The following is a 17,484-nucleotide window of genomic DNA, read 5'->3' as shown; positions in this document are numbered from 1 at the left end:
GAGTGGGGGTAGATTCTGTAAGTTTACTAACCCTATTTATACGACTCCGGTCGGCGGACGAACCAGCTCCTGCCTCGCGTTTCGGCCGACGACCTCTCGTTGATTAACAAAAAATTTCTTCCCAAACTTGCATTCTACGAATCAATTCGTATATCTTTGTCTACGAAACGATTCGTAAAATGCAACAACCCACCGAAGGCGAACTGGCGATCCTGCAGGTACTCTGGGCCACTGGCCCGAGTACGGTCCGGACCGTCAACGAAGCCCTGAACGCCCGCAGCAAGCGGGAAATCGGCTACACCACTACCCTCAAACTGATGCAACTCATGGCCGACAAGGGCCTCGTGAGCCGGGATACGAGTAAGCGGACCCACGTTTACGCCGCCCAACTGCCCGAAGAGAAGGCTCAGCGCAATCTGCTGCGCAAGTTTGTGGACACCACCTTCGGGGGCTCCGCCTCCCAGCTTGTGTTACGCGCCCTGGGCGAGGGCGACGCCAGCGCCGAGGAGCTGGCCGAGATCAAGCGAATGATTCAGTCACTGGAAAACAAACGGCAACATGATTGATTCCTGGTTTTCCGCATCCCTCGTCGATGCGCTGGGGTGGACCATCCTCCACTCGCTCTGGCAGGCCAGCCTGCTGGCGGGCATTTTGTGGGCCGTTTCCCGGATTCCGCGGGGCGTGTCCGCCAGGACCCGTTACCGGCTGGCCTTCGGCACGCTACTCGGGCAGTTCGTCTGGTCGCTGATCACCTTCTTCGGCCTGTACGAGCCCGTGGTGGCCGTGGCGTACGAATCCGCGCCGCCCGCCTTTTACTTGTTTGCCGAGGCCCCCATGGAGGCCGCCACGCCGGCCGCAGCGGACACCTCCCTCCTGTTCTGGGTGGTGATCGTATGGATCGTCGGAGCGATGATCGGGGCACTGCGGCTCTGCTGGTCTTTTGGGCGTGTCCGCAGGATGCAAAGAAGAGCCCGGATGGCCGTGCCCCCGGAATTTGCCGAGCTCGTTCAGGTACTCGCCAACCGGCTCGACCTCCGCGCCAGCTTCCGGCTGGGCATCAGCGACCGCATCAGCGGTCCGGCCCTGGTGGGCCACCTCCGCCCCATGCTGCTCTTTCCCGTGGCGGTGATCAACCAGCTGAGCCTGGAAGAAGCCGAGGTGGTGATCCTGCACGAGCTGGCGCACCTGAAGCGGAAAGACCACTGGTGGAACCTGCTGCAGTGCCTACTGGAGGTCATCTTTTACTATCACCCGGTCATCTGGTGGATCGGCGCCCGCATCCGCGAGGAGCGCGAACACTGCTGCGATGACCTCGTCATCGGCGCGGGCTCAGACCAGATCACCTACGCCAAGACCCTCCTGTTTTTTGCCCAGTTGCGGCAGCAGCCCGCCAGCGCCCTGGCGCTGGCCGGTAAATCCGGCGGCCTACTGGGCCGCATCCAGCGCTTTATTAACCAACAAAATATCCCTTATCAAATGAAAAGTCGTTTATTCCTACTACCCCTGATAACCCTGGTGGCCCTGCTGACCACGGCGGCCTACGTGCCCACCCTCCCCGAAGCAGAGGAAGCCGCCGAATCTACTTTGCCCCTCACCGAAGTCGCGGCACCTGCGCGCTTGCGCCCTCGTGCTCTGCCGGGGGTCACGCCCCCTAATGACCTCCATCTTACCGAGGCCATGCACGTGGCCACCGACTCCCTGCCCATGGGACGTCACCAGGTGTCCACCTTCCGCAACGGAAAGTCCACCGAAGTTATCGTCGAAGACGGAGAGATTAAGGAGCTGAAAATCGACGGCGAAACGATTCCACCGGCCGAATACGGGCAGCACGAAGCCATGGTGGAAAGGATGCTCGGGCAGCCGGGCCCCGCCGAGCAGTACCGCGAGTACCGTCAGCCCCGCGGACGGATCGAATGGTACGAAATTGACGGTCAGGGCGACACCCTCACCCACAAACTGATGGAGCGTCATTTCCAGGGTATGGACAATCAAATGCGCGGTATGGAGTTCCACTTTGAAGACATGCAGGACCAGATGGAAGGCCTCCGGTTCCACTTCGAGCAACTCAGCGACAGCAATTCCTTCTTCTTCGAAGACATGAGCGAACAACTGCGGGAGCAGTTCGAAAACATGGACATTGAGATGGAGAACATCTTCCAGTTCGACGACGAGACCGACGGCATTTTCCGCTGGAACGGCGAAGACGGCGGCGTCTTCCGCTTTGACTTCGACGGAGACACGACCTTCTTCAACCTCGACTCCACCTTCAGCAAGTCCTTCAACTTCTACTTCGATAACGACGGGCAACCCCTGATGCCCGGGCAGGGCCTGGAAGACCGCTCCACCCGCGAAGAACTCCAATTACGGGGGTACAAACGCCGGGTGGAGGAGCAAGACCTGGACCTGCGCGAACTGGACGCCATGATCGAACGACTGGAAGCCCGCAAAGCCGAGCAGATGCGGCGAATGGAATCGCGGGATGAGGTCATGCGAGAGCGTAACGAGCAGATCCGGGAGCGGCGGCAGGACCAGGAAAGATCCCTCCGCCGCGCCTATTCCGTAGAACGGGAACGGGCCAGGGAGGCCCGGGAACGCGCCCGCGGCCGTTCCGCCAACCCTGACTACCAGAGCCTCATCGACCAGCTGCAGTCAGAGGGGTTGGTGGACCTCAAAAAGGACCTGCGTAAAATTGACATGACCGAATCTTCCCTCAAGATCAACGGGAAGAAAACCAGCGCTGCGGCCCACCAGCGCTACCTGGAAATCTTCAAGCAACGCTACGGTAATACCTTGGGAGATAAGTTCTCCGTCACGGTGAAAATCGACGAAGATTAAGTCTAACGGTAGGCTGTTCCGTGAGGTTTCTTCAGCGATTCCTGCGGAATCGCAGCAGTTCAGAGGGGCAAATGGTAGCGGCAAGGCATGCCTTGCCGCTACTGAAAAATTCAAGGACTTGATGGCCGAAGGATTAATTCACGGAACAGCCTAAGTCTAACGGTCTCAAATAGTGATGTGATCCGGCCCTTCGCCCACGGTGGCGGAGGGCCCTTTTTTATCCCGGAATAACCTCCTTCTTCTCCACGTAGGTCAGAAAACGCTCCAGCGCTTCCCGCTTCCCCGCGTCCAGGTGATAATCGATGTTGTGGGTGAAGTAGTGGACGAGATCGAAGGAGGGATCGGGCGAGGAAAGCAGCAGCTGCAGTTCGGGCACCTTGGCCACCCCGGAGGCCAGGGCTTCGTTGAACAGCTCCAGGAAGTCGGCGGGCAGTTCACGGCGGCTGACCCAGGCAGCAAAGACAAAGGGCAGTCCGGTGTGCTGCTTCCACACTTCGCCGAGGTCGTAGAAGTAGGGGAAGCGTTGGTCCAGACCGATCGTCCGGTCGCCGATCACCACGCCCCCGACGGTGCCGCCGATCTTATCGAGGTAACCCTCCTTGGCGGGCAGCAGGTGGGGCGCCAGCTGCCAGTATTCTTCGAGCAGCAATTGGGCCAGCATGATGCTGGTCCGGCTGTGGTGGTCGAGGTAGATGCTCGTCATCTCCTCAATGGGCACTTCGCCGTAGATGCCCACCGTGGCCACGGCACCGTTGGTGCCGATGCAGTAGTCGCTCACGATCCGGTAATCGGGCAGTTCGGCCAGCACGGCCACGGGCACCAGCGCCAGATCGGTGGTGCCGGCCACCAGGCGGCGGGCACATTCACTGGGGATGGCCAGCTCCATGTCCAGTTGCTCGGATACGTCAGACCGCAACAGGCCGTACAGCAGCGGCTTGGTGTTGAGGTAGGAAACGGCACTGAGTTTGAAGCGGTCCATTAGTGCAGGAGTTGTAAGGAGGTGGGCAGGTGACTGCGGTCATTCTGCTTCGGGAAATCGTAGGTGCCGTCGGGGCGCAGCTCCGCCACCCACAGGCCCAGGTTGCTGTGCCGGAAGGCGTTCATCTGGTCGATGGGTTCCCCCATCATGAGGGTCACCAGTCCGCACATCGCGCGGCCGTGGCTGCACACGAGGATATTTTTCTCCTCGCGGGTCGCCAGGTGGTCAATGAAGCGCTGCAGACGGGCGCCCATCTCCCGGGCGCTCTCCCCTCCCCCGATGCGGCCGTCAATCTTGCCTTCCGCCCAGCCGTCCTTGATCTGCTGGTACTCGGCGATGCTCTCGGGGGTCCCCTTCTTTCCTTCGTGTGCGCCCCAGCTCATCTCGTTGATCTCGGGGTGTTTTTCCCACGGCAGTCCGTCGTCGATGAAGCCGGCCACCGACTCCCAGGTCCGCTTGAGGGCGCTGGTCAGGACTACCTCGAAGGGAAAATCCCGGTACTGCCGGTAAAAGGCCGCCGCCTGGGAGCGCCCCGTCTCGTTCAGGCTGGCGTCCACCCCGGATCCCTGCACAATACCGCGCAGGTTGAAGTCCGTTTGACCGTGCCGGACGATGTATACTGTTTGGGATTTTTCCATGGGAACTACGGGATGACTGATGCTAAAAAGGGGTTACGGGGGCCGTTACTTCACCACCGGGAGGGCAGTGTAGCCGCGGTACTGCTTATCGTCCGCGAATTCCACGTCGCTGTAGTCCCTGACGATGCCGTAGAGCGTATCCCGCTCCAGGGGCGTCCGCCCGACGGTCCGGATCATCTTCACGAGGTCTTCGGTGCTCATCGCGGGGTTTTGCTCGGCGCCGGCCATGGAATAAATCCGGGTGGTGTCGTCGATCGTACCGTCGATGTCGTTGACGCCGAAGGCCAGACTGAGCTGGGCGGTGGTCCGCCCGATCATGGGCCAGTAGGCCTTGACGTGGTCGAAGTTGTCGAGGTAAATTCTGCCGATGGCGTAATTCCGCAGGTCCTCGATGACCGAACTTTCGGGCAGGTGACTCATTTCGTTGTTCTGGTTGCGGAACTTCAGCGGGATGTAGGTCTGGAAGCCCCCGGTTTTATCCTGTAGGGCCCGCAATTTCTCCAGATGATCGATCCGGTGGTGGTAGGATTCGATGTGGCCGTAGAGCATAGTGGCGTTGGAGCGTCCGCCGAGTTCGTGCCAGATTTCGTGAATGCGCAGCCACTGCTCGCCGCTGCACTTGCCCCCCGCAATCTGGTCACGGATTTCTTCGTGGAAGATTTCCGCGCCGCCGCCGGGCATGGAGTCCAGTCCGGCCTCCTTCATCAGCTTCATCCCCTCCTCGTAGGAGATTTTGGCCTTCTTGAAGATGTAGTGGTATTCCACCGGCGTGAGGGCCTTCACGTGGAGGTCCGGGCGGTGGGCCTTGATCTGGCGGAACAGCTCCGAGTAGAATTCCACGTCGTACTGCGGCAGTACGCCCCCGACGATGTGGACCTCCGTCACCGGCTCGTCGTCGTATTTTTTGACGATGTCCATGATGTCGTCCAGGGTGTATTCCCAGCCGTCTTCCCGCTTCTTAATCCGCCGGCTGTAGCTGCAGAAGGTACAGGTGTAGAGGCAGACGTTGGTGGGCTCAACGTGGAAGTTCCGGTTGAAGTAGGTCTTATCGCCGTGCTTCGTTTCCCGCACGTGGTTGGCCAGCGCCCCGAGGTAGCCGAGCGGGCCTTCCTCGTAGAGTTTCAGCCCCTCCTCCGGACTGATGCGCTTGCCCGCATAGACCTTTTCGGCAATGGCGCGGAGCGCAGGTGCCAGGGTGCCATCGCGCAAGACAGTTTGGATTGAGGGGTTTTGCATACGTACTGATTTGGGGGTCGAAGATAGAACGCGTAAGCGAACTTTCAGTTTTGACTGAAAATAATAAATTTACGGAGGGGTGATGGAGGAAGGGAAATGGAAGCAATCCGTTTCAGCCTGAGGTTTGAGGACTCAATTGCTCCAATCATAAATTTTAAAAAAATATATACCACAAACTCATTATACTTGTGAAGTCCCGCCGGCAGCAGTGTCTACCGGACGGGGTCCCTGATATCGCCTAAATCCTCAAACCTAAATCCTCAAACCTAAGTCCTGCCACCGGCCCCGATGGGGCAAAACCTCATGTAGAAAAAACCTAATCCATAGCGTTATGTCAGATCAAATTACGATTGGGGGATCCGTATCCCTCAGCACTTCCGAGTCCCCCGTTGGTACCGTCCAGCTGTGGGAAGCAAACAACGCCACGGCGCTGGGCAGCGCCAGCCTTAGCGAGGCCTCGCCGGGGGCGTTTACCATCACGGCAACCCCCGGCTCCGCAAAACCCGTGCTTTACCTCACCGCAACCTTGTCGGGTTCCGGGGTGGTGATCCTCTCGGTGCTCTCCCCCGCCCTATTGACGGACCTCCTGGCATCCGGCGTAGTGGTGAACGAGCTCACCACCGTAGCTTCCGCCTTCACCTGCGCGCAATTCTTCGACGGACTGCAACTATCGGGCCCGGAAACGGGCGTCACGATTGCCGCCAAGAACACGCCCAACCTGGTCAATCCCGCTACGGGCAGCTGGGGGGAGGTACTCACCGACCCGTTCAACGTCACCCAAAACGAGACCCTGGCCCGACTGAATACCCTGGCCGGAATGATCACCGCCTTTAGTACGGCCAGCGATGACTGGAAGAATAAATTCCTGCAGTACACCACCCCTCAGGGAGGTTCGCAGCCCGCCAATACGGCCGAGGCCATGGTCGGGGTGGCCAATTCCCCCTGGGCGTTTCCCGCCGAATTGTTTGACCTCTTCGACGAGGCCTACCCCCAACCGACCGACGGCTTTCCGTCCAAGCCGAACAGCAAGGTGCCCAACGGTCGGCGGAGTGCTCCCTTCGTGCCCTACCTGAGTTTTGCTCCGAAGGACTTTGCCATGATTCTGGCCTTCGGCCAGGGCGGTATCTGCGCCCCCGGAAAACTCGCCCTCGACGCCGAGGGGAACCTCTGGACGGGACTGAACTGGATGCCCGGCGCCCAAAACGGCGTTTATCAAGGGATCGGCGGCGGACTGGTCCAGCTGGATTCCACCGGAAAGCTACGGTCGCCACCCGTAACCGGTTACACGGGCATGGGCGTCGACGGGGCCGGCTGGGGAACGGCCGTTACTAAGGCGGGTACCTGCTGGGTAACCAGCTTCAACGGCTCCATCGGCGTGTACCGCCTGGAGGATGGCTCCCCGGTGGTGGACGAGATACCCAATAATGTGGCCGAAGCCCTCAACGAAATCGGCGGCCTGCAGGGCATCGGCGTGGCCCCCAACGACGACGTCTGGATCGTAGGGACCTCCTCCAACAAGATGCTGCACTTCCCCGGCGGAGACATCCACCGTGGCCGGGTCGTGGTGGACGAAAAGCTCAGTGACGCGCTCTCGGCGCCCTTCGCGGCTTCCATCGATCAGCAAAACCGCGTCTGGATCAGCAACACCAACGGTAAATCGCTGGTGCGCTACTCCCCCTCCGAGAAAGGCACCCCCGTGGAACGCTTCATCCTCGCCGGCGGCGGCCGCGGCGTAGCCCTCGACTCGCGGGGAAACTGCTGGGTGGCCTGCAATACCAGTCCCGACTTCCCCGCCACCACCCCCACCGACAACGTGTCCATCATCGAGGGTTTTGCCCTGGGCTATCCCCACCTTTCCCAGACCCTGGGCCGTAAACATAAGACGGGCTCCGTCTTCCTGATTCCCGCCGACGCCACCCCGGCGGACACCATAGACCCGGCCACCCATAAGTCCGCCCTCGTCCCCTACGGTGACGGCGAGCTGAACGCTCCCTGGGGAATTTCCGTGGACGGCAACGACGACGTCTGGGTCGCCAACTTCATGGGCCGCGGGGTATCCTTCATGGCCGGCGCGGCGCCGGCCGGCCGCACGGAGGGTCGCCCCACCGGCGAGCTGATCCACACCATCCACTCGGGCAGCATCCAGATGCTCACCGACGTCGTGGTCGACCAGGCCGGCAACCTCTGGTGCGCCAACAACTGGAACCTCCCCCAAACCGTCATGGCCGCCAAACCCGATCCGGCCTACTCCACCTGGGGCGGCGGTTCCGGGGTGCTGGCCATCTACGGTATCGCCAAGCCAGCACAGACACCTTTGGTGGGGGAAGTGGAAAAAGCTTAACGAGCGAACTAGAGTTGCGTTGTTACCGGTGTATTGCCGGTAACAACGTCAATTTCGCGGAGGTGGCCCCGGCGGTAACACCGTCAATTTATCATCACTACAGCAGTGGCAAATCGTGGTATTTATCCTATTTTTAACGGACAAAGTTGCGTTGTTACAATTACAGCCTTTTCAAGGAAGAGAGACAGTTGGTGCATGCGCAATGCAGATGCAACTACGTTGGCTACCATAATCAGATTGAATTGACATTTGCTATCAAAGATACAAATAAAGAGAGTATAATAAATGATGGAGGTAATAGGATAGCCACTAAGATGGCAGTTGGAAAATAAAACGATTATCAGATTATATATAATTAAACTACAATTATTTAGACAAAATTTTAAAAACCTATGAAATTTCATAAGCCAAAAATATTAGGGATTGTAAATATTACTGAAGATAGTTTTTCTGACGGAGGGCTTTATCTGGATTACGGTAAAGCTTTGGAAAAATCTCTCAAACTGGTTGAAGATGGTGCCAGTATAATTGATTTAGGAGCTGCTTCCAGTAATCCTTCCTCCAAAGAAGTAAAGCCTCAAGAAGAGATTGATCGTTTAAAACCAGTAGCCGATTACTTGCTTACTAAAAATATTCCTGTTTCCATTGATTCCTTTAAATCTACTGTCCAACAATATTTTTTAAATAGAAACGTCCAGTATTTAAACGACATTCAAGGATTTTCCCATCCTGAAATTTATCCCGAAATTGCAAAATCAGATTGTAAACTCATCGTAATGCATTCGGTTCAGCGTTTTGGACCAGCGACGGTTATCGAAACTAAACCCGAAAAAGTATTTAATGAAATAATCGATTTCTTTTCACAACGTATCAAATCGATTCAAAATTCAGGCATTTCATCCGATAGAATTATTTTAGACCCAGGAATGGGATTCTTTTTAGGTTCTAATCCAGAATCTTCAATACATGTTTTAAAAAATATTTCTCAATTGAAAGGATACTTCAATTTACCAATTCTTATTTCAGTTTCCCGAAAATCCTTTTTAGGAGCCATTGTCGGGAGAGAAGTCAATGAACGAACACCTGCTACTTTGGCAACAGAGATTTATTTAAGTTATATGGGTGTAGATTATATCCGGACACATGATGTTAGGGCTTTAAATGATGCATTAAAAGTACTTGAAGTATTGAATACCGGTGTGTAAATATTACTTGACAATTATTATAAAGTTTGATTTATATGAAATTACGGTAGCCAACATTTTGTATAAGTAATGGCAGGGGAAGTGGTAAATATCAAGGTTTGTAGCCCGCTCAAACTGCGTAGCGGTTTGATAGGAAAGTACCACGCAATCTGCCACTACTCATACAATTTACCGTTATGTGTAATTTTAGCCGCAAACGCAGTTAAAACAAAAAGGCTCCGAATTTCGGAACCTTCTTTTTATCATTTCATTTTTCTAAAAAACTTGTACAACAAATCGATTTTATTTGAACAAAGAATTGGCATTGCTTCAAAAAGGGTTTCTTCATCCCATTCCCACCATTTCATTTCCTGCAATTTTTGGATGTCATCATCACTAAATCTCTTTTTTATCAATTTGGCTGGATTTCCCCCTACAATTGAATAAGGTTCAACATCTTTTGTAACCAAAGCACGACTGCCAATAACAGCTCCATCTCCTATCTGAACTCCTGGCATTATCATAGCTTCACTACCAATCCAAACATCATTCCCAACAACTGTATCTCCTGCTTTTTGAAATCCATCTTGGCTTTTACTGAAAACATCAAATTCAGACATATAAAAAAATGGAAAACTGGAAATCCAATCATATTTATGACCTTGATTACCTGCCATTATGAAACTTGCACCACTCCCTATTGAGCAGTAAGAACCGATAATTAGTTTATCGACATCATTCCTGTCCGGAAACAGATAACGAGCACAATCATCAAATGAATGACCGTGATAATAACCGGAATAATAAGAATATTTACCCGAAATTATATTGGGATTAGTTATGTGGTCTTTGATTATTTTTCCTTTAAAAGGACTTTCGAAGAAATTTTTCATTATTTAACATATTTAATTTACAATAAGACAATAAGGAGACAAAGAATAGTACTAAACTATTCTCTTCCTATACGTTGCGTAAAGTAAATATGCTAATCTGATAATTTCATCTGACAAATATACAAAAAAACTACACATAACATCGCATTGGCAAAATGGCGGGTTAAGTGCAAAACTGAACTTTCGTGCTTTTTTATCCGCCGAATGTGTTCCACATTCAGCTTTTTTTTAATAAATTAGCTTCTTTGGAAACACATCGGCTACGTTATTGCTAAATTGAACTTTCGGCTCAATTTATCCGCCACTTCGCCAATGCGTTTCCCGTTATGTGCAAGCTGAAAAAACAGAACGAGAACAAAAAACAAAATGACAATGCGAAGAGTTGTACCTAATATTTATTCAAATGATTTAGAAAAAAGCAAAGTGTTTTATTCATCATTTTTAGGTATGAAATTAGCAATGGATATGGGTTGGATTTTAACCTTTGCCTCTAAAGATAATCCAACAGCCCAAATATCAATCTTTGAAAATAAAGAGAACAAAATTTTGGACAACTCGGCTATATTCATTTCAATTGAAGTAGCAGATGTGGATGAAAAATTTGAATCGGCAAAAAAGCAAAATTTGGAAATTGTCTATCCTCTAACAGACGAACCTTGGAAAGTGAGAAGGTTTTTTGTGAAAGACCCTAACGGAGCAACCTTAAACATTTTGACACACTTATAAAGATTGACGTATTTTGGTAAAAAAAGCAGAGAAATATAACTTTAAAGCTAAAATCTACAAAGTGGGAATTAATGCTTGTGTGGACGTTCCAAACAAAATAACCGATAAAATGGAACCAAAGAACGGTTACATTAAAATCAATGGAAAAATAAACGGGTTTGACTTCAATAAAAATCTTGTCCCTGTAAAAGACAATCCATACCGACTTTTTGTCAATATTCCGATGTTAAAAGGCGGAAATACAGAGTTGGGCAAAATTGCGGATTTCGTAATCGCTCAAGACTTCAACACACAAAGGAAAAAATACGACAAACCAAAAAAATTGATAGACGAGTTGAAAAGCAAAAAATTGACTTCTGACTTTAATGATTTGACCGAAGCAAGACAATATGAGATTCTTAAATATCTGAACAATATCAAAACAGAAAAAACGCTGGAAAGGAACATTGACAAACTCGTTGGTCAGCTTGAAAGGAAAGAGAAAAACGTAAGAATACCTTAAAATAGCCAGCACATAACAATGTGTATAAGTAATAGCGGTTTAAGTGATAAAACGAAGACAAAACATAAAATAAAAGTAATTGCAAAACCGAAAGGTTCGTGCGTAAAAATCCGCTACTACTCATACACGTTACCGTTATGTGCCATTTTTGAATGACAATGCGAATAGATACAGACAAACAAATGAATTTACTTAGTGATAAGAACGTTGCAATAATTGGTGGTGGACCCGTTGGACTGACTATGGCAAAATTATTACAGCAAAACGGCATAGACGTTTCAGTTTACGAAAGAGACAACGACCGAGAGGCAAGAATTTTTGGTGGAACCCTTGACCTACACAAAGGTTCAGGTCAGGAAGCAATGAAAAAAGCGGGATTGTTACAAACTTATTATGACTTAGCCTTACCAATGGGTGTAAATATTGCTGATGAAAAAGGCAATATTTTATCCACAAAAAATGTAAAGCCCGAAAATCGATTTGACAATCCTGAAATAAACAGAAATGACTTAAGGGCTATCTTGTTGAATAGTTTAGAAAACGACACGGTTATTTGGGATAGAAAACTTGTTATGCTTGAACCTGGTAAGAAGAAGTGGACACTAACTTTTGAGAATAAACCGAGTGAAACAGCAGATTTGGTTATTCTTGCCAATGGCGGGATGTCCAAGGTAAGAAAATTTGTTACCGACACGGAAGTTGAAGAAACAGGTACTTTCAATATACAAGCCGATATTCATCAACCAGAGATAAACTGTCCTGGATTTTTTCAGCTATGCAATGGAAACCGGCTAATGGCATCTCACCAAGGTAATTTATTATTTGCTAACCCCAATAATAATGGTGCATTGCATTTTGGAATAAGTTTTAAAACACCTGATGAATGGAAAAACCAAACGCAGGTAGATTTTCAAAACAGAAATAGTGTCGTTGATTTTCTTCTGAAAGAATTTTCCGATTGGGACGAACGCTACAAAGAATTGATTCATACGACGTTGTCATTTGTAGGATTGGCTACACGGATATTTCCTTTAGAAAAGCCTTGGAAAAGCAAGCGCCCATTACCCATAACAATGATTGGGGATGCCGCACATTTGATGCCGCCTTTTGCAGGGCAGGGAGTAAATAGTGGGTTGGTGGATGCCTTGATATTGTCTGATAATCTAGCCGATGGAAAATTTAATAGCATTGAAGAGGCTGTTAAAAATTATGAACAGCAAATGTTTATCTATGGCAAAGAAGCACAAGAAGAATCAACTCAAAACGAAATTGAAATGTTTAAACCCGACTTTACGTTTCAGCAATTGTTAAATGTATAAAATGGAATAAAACGGCACATAACAAACAAATTGGCAATAGAGCCGGTGAAGTACTTCTATTGAACTTTTGTGCAATGTTGAAGATTAGTAATTCTATTCAACATTTGTGCTAAAAGTCGGCTCCATCGCCAATTTGCCAAACGTTATGCGACATTTTATCCAATCACATTAAATTGACAAAATATTAAATAAAATGCTAAAACTTTACAAAGAAATTAATGGAGTTCTTCATTATTGGGAAACTTGGGATGAAGATGACAAAACAGGTCTTGTTCATTGGGGAACTGTTGGAGAAAATGGAGAGCAAAAAAAAGTAAAATCCACACTTTTAAAAAATTTTCATAAAATAATTCAACAGGAAATTAATGAGAAGATTAATGAAGGTTATGAGCAAATAGACGAAGATGATTTAAAATTTCTAATAATTGAATATAAACTAAATTCTGACTTTGGAAATGAAGAAGACTTGGAAAAACGGCACAGACTTGAAGCCAAAATGAATGAAGATTTGGGATGGAACCTATCATTGGGTAATTGGTTATTTTCTCACGGAAGAAGAGGCCAGGGGAACACAGGTTCACGATGCAGTAATTCCAAATCCCCGCATGGTGTTCATTTCACCTACAATTTACAAAGTACTTCCATGAAAGTAGCATTGATTGTTGCTGTTGATCAGCAATTCGGTATTGGAAAGAACAATGATTTGATGTGGCATTTGCCTGCAGATATGAAATTTTTCAAAGAAACAACCACGGGACATATTGTGGTTACAGGTAGAAAAAACTACGATTCCATTCCGGAACGTTTTCGGCCGTTGCCCAACCGCGAGAATGCGGTCTTAACACGCAATACCGAATATCATGCTCCTGGAGCAGTTGTTTTTTCTTCCTTGGAATCCTGTTTGGATCATTATAAAAATGAAGTGGAACGAACCGTTTTCATAATTGGAGGCGGACAAATTTACCGAGAAGCTTTAGCGCTTGATTGTGTTCAAGAGATGTTTATTACCCATGTGCAGGGCGAATTTGGTGCAGATACCTTCTTCCCGAAATTCGAAGCTGTCGCTTGGAATGTTGAAACGGTAGCAACCCAAGTAGTGGATGAGAAAAATGCCTATGCGTTTGAAGTGAAAAGGTATTGGAGGTAACGTGATTACTTGATGAGAAATAAGAAATCATTGTCTACCTACTTTCGTTATATTTGATCAAATAAAGAAACAAACCTGCACAAAAACATCAAGTATTATGCTGTTTTGTACAGAAAAGCCGTATCAATAAATAAGTTGTACGACATAGTAAAACCGAACCAAACAAAATGAAAGTCAGAGAAGAAAAGTTAAGAACAATTATAGAATGGTCGGAGAAAAACGAAGATGTAAGAGTTCTTCTTCTGACAAGTTCACTTGTAAATCCTTTAGCACTTGTTGACGAATTTAGTGATTTAGACATTGAATTTGTTTTTGAGGATAATACAAATTACATTTCAGACAAAAGCTGGACGCTTAAATTCGGAAATCCAATTGCTATGATTGAAGAAGACGAAAGTTGTTTTAACCATAAACACGCAATGAAAATGCTACTTTATGAAGACGGTGTGAAAGTAGATTTTAAACTTTACAGCAAATCAAAATTTATAAAGGAAACGCAAGAGAAAGAATTACCAGAAGATTGGGATATTGGTTATAAAATTTTAATTGATAAAGATGGTATTACAAAGCAAATGCTGAAACCAACTTATCAAATTTCCATTATCAAAAAACCGTCTGAAAAAGAGTTTCAAAATCTAATAAACGATTTTTGGTGGGACACAACTTACGTGGCAAAGTGTCTTGTGAGAGATGAAATATTCTATGCGAAATTTATGTCGGAAACCGTTATTCGCACAGAATATTTAATTCCTTTAATTGAATGGCACATTGCAAGTGAACACAATTGGAACATAACGACCAATAAATATGGACGGCTTTTCAAAAAGTATCTTAACCAGGAAATGTGGGCTAAAACAGAACAAACATTTTCAGGGAGCGATATAAAGGAAAATTGGACTGCTCTATTTTCAATGACTGATTTAGTTTCAGAAATAGGAACTGAATTGTCAAAAAAATTAGAGTACAAATACCCGGATAAATTAGAAAATGACATACGAAAATATTTAGCTGGACTAAAACCCAAAACATAACTACGTCGTACAACATCGTATTGGCAATAGGCGGGCTGAACGGCTTCGTATCAACGGAAGTGCAAAATTCAACTTCTGTTCTTCGATTAAAGTTCAGTGCTAAAAATCCCGCCCATCGCCAATACGCGGCACGTTATGTGCCATTTTTGAATGACAATGCGAATAGATACAGACAAACAAATGAATTTACTTAGTGATAAGAACGTTGCAATAATTGGTGGTGGACCCGTTGGACTGACTATGGCAAAATTATTACAGCAAAACGGCATAGACGTTTCAGTTTACGAAAGAGACAACGACCGAGAGGCAAGAATTTTTGGTGGAACCCTTGACCTACACAAAGGTTCAGGTCAGGAAGCAATGAAAAAAGCGGGATTGTTACAAACTTATTATGACTTAGCCTTACCAATGGGTGTAAATATTGCTGATGAAAAAGGCAATATTTTATCCACAAAAAATGTAAAGCCCGAAAATCGATTTGACAATCCTGAAATAAACAGAAATGACTTAAGGGCTATCTTGTTGAATAGTTTAGAAAACGACACGGTTATTTGGGATAGAAAACTTGTTATGCTTGAACCTGGTAAGAAGAAGTGGACACTAACTTTTGAGAATAAACCGAGTGAAACAGCAGATTTGGTTATTCTTGCCAATGGCGGGATGTCCAAGGTAAGAAAATTTGTTACCGACACGGAAGTTGAAGAAACAGGTACTTTCAATATACAAGCCGATATTCATCAACCAGAGATAAACTGTCCTGGATTTTTTCAGCTATGCAATGGAAACCGGCTAATGGCATCTCACCAAGGTAATTTATTATTTGCTAACCCCAATAATAATGGTGCATTGCATTTTGGAATAAGTTTTAAAACACCTGATGAATGGAAAAACCAAACGCAGGTAGATTTTCAAAACAGAAATAGTGTCGTTGATTTTCTTCTGAAAGAATTTTCCGATTGGGACGAACGCTACAAAGAATTGATTCATACGACGTTGTCATTTGTAGGATTGGCTACACGGATATTTCCTTTAGAAAAGCCTTGGAAAAGCAAGCGCCCATTACCCATAACAATGATTGGGGATGCCGCACATTTGATGCCGCCTTTTGCAGGGCAGGGAGTAAATAGTGGGTTGGTGGATGCCTTGATATTGTCTGATAATCTAGCCGATGGAAAATTTAATAGCATTGAAGAGGCTGTTAAAAATTATGAACAGCAAATGTTTATCTATGGCAAAGAAGCACAAGAAGAATCAACTCAAAACGAAATTGAAATGTTTAAACCCGACTTTACGTTTCAGCAATTGTTAAATGTATAAAATGGAATAAAACGGCACATAACAAACAAATTGGCAATAGAGCCGGTGAAGTACTTCTATTGAACTTTTGTGCAATGTTGAAGATTAGTAATTCTATTCAACATTTGTGCTAAAAGTCGGCTCCATCGCCAATTTGCCAAACGTTGTGTGCAACCAGATACATTCAGTTCTTATCGAGAGTCACATTGAACTTTAACAAAGAGATATTCACTAAAGTCATAAATCAAGATGCCAACCGTACTGAAATTGATTGGAGATTATAATGCAGATATAGTATTAAGGGTGTTGAATGTCAAACCCTATGAGATCAATAGAAAAGGGGAAATAAATAAGCGAAAAGATAAAAAGCCTTATGAATCAACAACTTGTAAATTTGATGTAAGTGAATTAGGATTTGACAAAATTGAAGAGCAAATCGAGGATGCTATTGACTTTCTTTCAAAGAATTATGTTGAGTTGAAAGAGTTGACAAAAATGAAAAGCATTAAAAGATGCATTGATCTTGGGATTGACTCTGAGTTCAGAAACGAAAACAACCTATCTATTCAACTATCCATTCCACCAAAGCTTATGAAGCTAATGGGGGATCTTGAAATGGAGTTGATTGTTACTCAGTATTGGCTTGATAGATAATCTTCTAATTATTTGATCTATTCAGAATATTAATGAATGTAATAGAGATATTTCAAGGATATTATATTATCTCAGCATGGTTGATATATGCTGGAATTATATTTACGTCATCAAAGGATAATTACCAAAAAGAAAACTCTTGGTTCCTTTTAGGTATTGTGAGTCTGATATTTTTGATACCACTACTAATTGAATATGGAATAGCTTGGAGCAGTGGTTATATCTATGAGCAATTTGCTTTTATGCGTATACGGAATGGGTATTCGCCATTTTTTATGTTATTTGAATTTTCGGTCAGTATTATGGCTTCGATGAACATAATATCGAATGTTAGAAAAAATAATGCATTCCGTAAATTCCAGTTTGTAATTATTTGTATTTATATTTTGGGATGCATAATTATATATGGCTATAAACCATATGAATTTGCGACTTCAATTATACCAGGTTGGCATTCGACAATATATCAAATAGGAAACATTTATGGAACATTGATCTGGTTTGTAGTGATAGTAGTATTAGCTTTGGTTGTCAGTTTATTAAGAAGAGTGAAAAAATAGAATTAGAGCTGCACACAATCGAGTAGGGTAAGGAGCCACCCAATAGTGACTCCTTATCCCTCTCACACCACCGTACGTACGGTTCTCGTATACGGCGGTTCATGAACCATGGAAAAGTTGTTCGTAATATTTGGTGAAAGACC

Annotated in this window: 15 protein-coding genes; 11 read left to right on the top strand and 4 right to left on the bottom strand. The window is 46.8% G+C overall.

The window, feature by feature from the left end:
* The first annotated feature begins 179 nt into the window (after positions 1-179).
* On the top strand, positions 180-566 hold the full coding sequence (locus E1J53_RS09420) for a BlaI/MecI/CopY family transcriptional regulator (RefSeq protein ID WP_134274808.1): 387 nt from the start codon (positions 180-182) through the stop codon (positions 564-566).
* The gene (locus tag E1J53_RS09415) at positions 559-2,835 is read left to right on the top strand and encodes a M56 family metallopeptidase (protein WP_134274809.1); all 2,277 of its coding nucleotides are present in this window, start codon (positions 559-561) and stop codon (positions 2,833-2,835) included. The genes E1J53_RS09420 and E1J53_RS09415 overlap by 8 nt, the downstream gene beginning before the upstream one ends.
* Before the next feature lie 217 nt (positions 2,836-3,052).
* On the opposite strand, the gene E1J53_RS09410 is transcribed toward E1J53_RS09415, so the two are convergent.
* From E1J53_RS09410 to mqnE, 3 genes are read right to left on the bottom strand one after another with little or no spacing between them, the layout of a single operon-like run.
* The gene (locus tag E1J53_RS09410; RefSeq protein ID WP_134274810.1) at positions 3,053-3,814 is read right to left on the bottom strand and encodes a menaquinone biosynthetic enzyme MqnA/MqnD family protein; all 762 of its coding nucleotides are present in this window, start codon (positions 3,812-3,814) and stop codon (positions 3,053-3,055) included.
* The gene (locus tag E1J53_RS09405) at positions 3,814-4,452 is read right to left on the bottom strand and encodes a histidine phosphatase family protein (protein ID WP_134274811.1); all 639 of its coding nucleotides are present in this window, start codon (positions 4,450-4,452) and stop codon (positions 3,814-3,816) included. The genes E1J53_RS09410 and E1J53_RS09405 overlap by 1 nt, the downstream gene beginning before the upstream one ends.
* Positions 4,453-4,497: 45 nt before the next feature.
* Positions 4,498-5,688 (bottom strand): aminofutalosine synthase MqnE, encoded by a 1,191-nt coding sequence (mqnE, locus tag E1J53_RS09400; protein WP_134274812.1) that lies wholly within the window; start codon positions 5,686-5,688, stop codon positions 4,498-4,500.
* A 331-nt stretch (positions 5,689-6,019) separates the two neighbouring features.
* Here mqnE and E1J53_RS09395 point away from each other — a divergent pair, with 331 nt between their 5' ends.
* Positions 6,020-8,029, top strand: coding sequence for a hypothetical protein (locus E1J53_RS09395; protein WP_134274813.1), 2,010 nt, complete (start codon positions 6,020-6,022; stop codon positions 8,027-8,029).
* Between the two features lie 392 nt (positions 8,030-8,421).
* The gene (gene folP, locus E1J53_RS09390; protein ID WP_044230153.1) at positions 8,422-9,234 is read left to right on the top strand and encodes a dihydropteroate synthase; all 813 of its coding nucleotides are present in this window, start codon (positions 8,422-8,424) and stop codon (positions 9,232-9,234) included.
* A gap of 242 nt (positions 9,235-9,476) precedes the next feature.
* Here the strand turns inward: folP and catB are convergent, their stop codons facing one another.
* The gene (catB, locus tag E1J53_RS09385) at positions 9,477-10,106 is read right to left on the bottom strand and encodes a type B chloramphenicol O-acetyltransferase (RefSeq protein ID WP_014043450.1); all 630 of its coding nucleotides are present in this window, start codon (positions 10,104-10,106) and stop codon (positions 9,477-9,479) included.
* A 372-nt stretch (positions 10,107-10,478) separates the two neighbouring features.
* On the opposite strand from catB, the gene E1J53_RS09380 reads away from it, so the two are divergent.
* From E1J53_RS09380 to E1J53_RS09350, 7 genes are all read left to right on the top strand, one after another.
* Positions 10,479-10,832 (top strand): VOC family protein, encoded by a 354-nt coding sequence (locus E1J53_RS09380; RefSeq protein WP_173021419.1) that lies wholly within the window; start codon positions 10,479-10,481, stop codon positions 10,830-10,832.
* A 13-nt stretch (positions 10,833-10,845) separates the two neighbouring features.
* Entirely contained in the window at positions 10,846-11,334 is a 489-nt protein-coding gene (locus tag E1J53_RS09375; RefSeq protein WP_134274815.1) for a YdeI/OmpD-associated family protein, read from the top strand.
* A gap of 152 nt (positions 11,335-11,486) precedes the next feature.
* Positions 11,487-12,653, top strand: coding sequence for a tetracycline-inactivating monooxygenase Tet(X2) (locus E1J53_RS09370; RefSeq protein ID WP_008651082.1), 1,167 nt, complete (start codon positions 11,487-11,489; stop codon positions 12,651-12,653).
* Between the two features lie 193 nt (positions 12,654-12,846).
* Positions 12,847-13,800 carry a dihydrofolate reductase gene (locus tag E1J53_RS24150; protein ID WP_216650029.1) on the top strand — a complete coding sequence of 318 codons (954 nt, stop codon included), beginning with the start codon at positions 12,847-12,849 and terminating at the stop codon, positions 13,798-13,800.
* A 167-nt stretch (positions 13,801-13,967) separates the two neighbouring features.
* Positions 13,968-14,831, top strand: coding sequence for an aminoglycoside 6-adenylyltransferase AadS (locus tag E1J53_RS09360; protein ID WP_003013318.1), 864 nt, complete (start codon positions 13,968-13,970; stop codon positions 14,829-14,831).
* Between the two features lie 150 nt (positions 14,832-14,981).
* Positions 14,982-16,148, top strand: a complete 1,167-nt coding sequence (locus E1J53_RS09355) for a tetracycline-inactivating monooxygenase Tet(X2) (protein WP_008651082.1) — start codon at positions 14,982-14,984, stop codon at positions 16,146-16,148.
* Positions 16,149-16,376: 228 nt separating this feature from the next.
* Positions 16,377-16,781 carry a DUF4279 domain-containing protein gene (locus tag E1J53_RS09350; RefSeq protein ID WP_134274816.1) on the top strand — a complete coding sequence of 135 codons (405 nt, stop codon included), beginning with the start codon at positions 16,377-16,379 and terminating at the stop codon, positions 16,779-16,781.
* Positions 16,782-17,484: the final 703 nt, after the last annotated feature.

Source organism: Lewinella sp. W8 (assembly GCF_004375085.3).
GTDB lineage: Bacteria > Bacteroidota > Bacteroidia > Chitinophagales > Saprospiraceae > Neolewinella.
Note: the sequence above shows the minus strand (reverse complement) of the source record. Positions and strands in the feature narration are given on the sequence as shown.

Coding starts and splice junctions, on each gene's coding strand:
- E1J53_RS09380 (WP_173021419.1), top strand. CDS start 10,479: ATGCGAAGAGTTGTACCTAATATTTATTCAAATGATTTAGAAAAAAGC.
- E1J53_RS09410 (WP_134274810.1), bottom strand. CDS start 3,814: ATGGACCGCTTCAAACTCAGTGCCGTTTCCTACCTCAACACCAAGCCG.
- catB (WP_014043450.1), bottom strand. CDS start 10,106: ATGAAAAATTTCTTCGAAAGTCCTTTTAAAGGAAAAATAATCAAAGAC.
- E1J53_RS09370 (WP_008651082.1), top strand. CDS start 11,487: ATGACAATGCGAATAGATACAGACAAACAAATGAATTTACTTAGTGAT.
- E1J53_RS09395 (WP_134274813.1), top strand. CDS start 6,020: ATGTCAGATCAAATTACGATTGGGGGATCCGTATCCCTCAGCACTTCC.
- E1J53_RS09420 (WP_134274808.1), top strand. CDS start 180: ATGCAACAACCCACCGAAGGCGAACTGGCGATCCTGCAGGTACTCTGG.
- mqnE (WP_134274812.1), bottom strand. CDS start 5,688: ATGCAAAACCCCTCAATCCAAACTGTCTTGCGCGATGGCACCCTGGCA.
- E1J53_RS09350 (WP_134274816.1), top strand. CDS start 16,377: ATGCCAACCGTACTGAAATTGATTGGAGATTATAATGCAGATATAGTA.
- E1J53_RS09355 (WP_008651082.1), top strand. CDS start 14,982: ATGACAATGCGAATAGATACAGACAAACAAATGAATTTACTTAGTGAT.
- E1J53_RS24150 (WP_216650029.1), top strand. CDS start 12,847: ATGCTAAAACTTTACAAAGAAATTAATGGAGTTCTTCATTATTGGGAA.
- E1J53_RS09415 (WP_134274809.1), top strand. CDS start 559: ATGATTGATTCCTGGTTTTCCGCATCCCTCGTCGATGCGCTGGGGTGG.
- E1J53_RS09360 (WP_003013318.1), top strand. CDS start 13,968: ATGAAAGTCAGAGAAGAAAAGTTAAGAACAATTATAGAATGGTCGGAG.
- E1J53_RS09405 (WP_134274811.1), bottom strand. CDS start 4,452: ATGGAAAAATCCCAAACAGTATACATCGTCCGGCACGGTCAAACGGAC.
- folP (WP_044230153.1), top strand. CDS start 8,422: ATGAAATTTCATAAGCCAAAAATATTAGGGATTGTAAATATTACTGAA.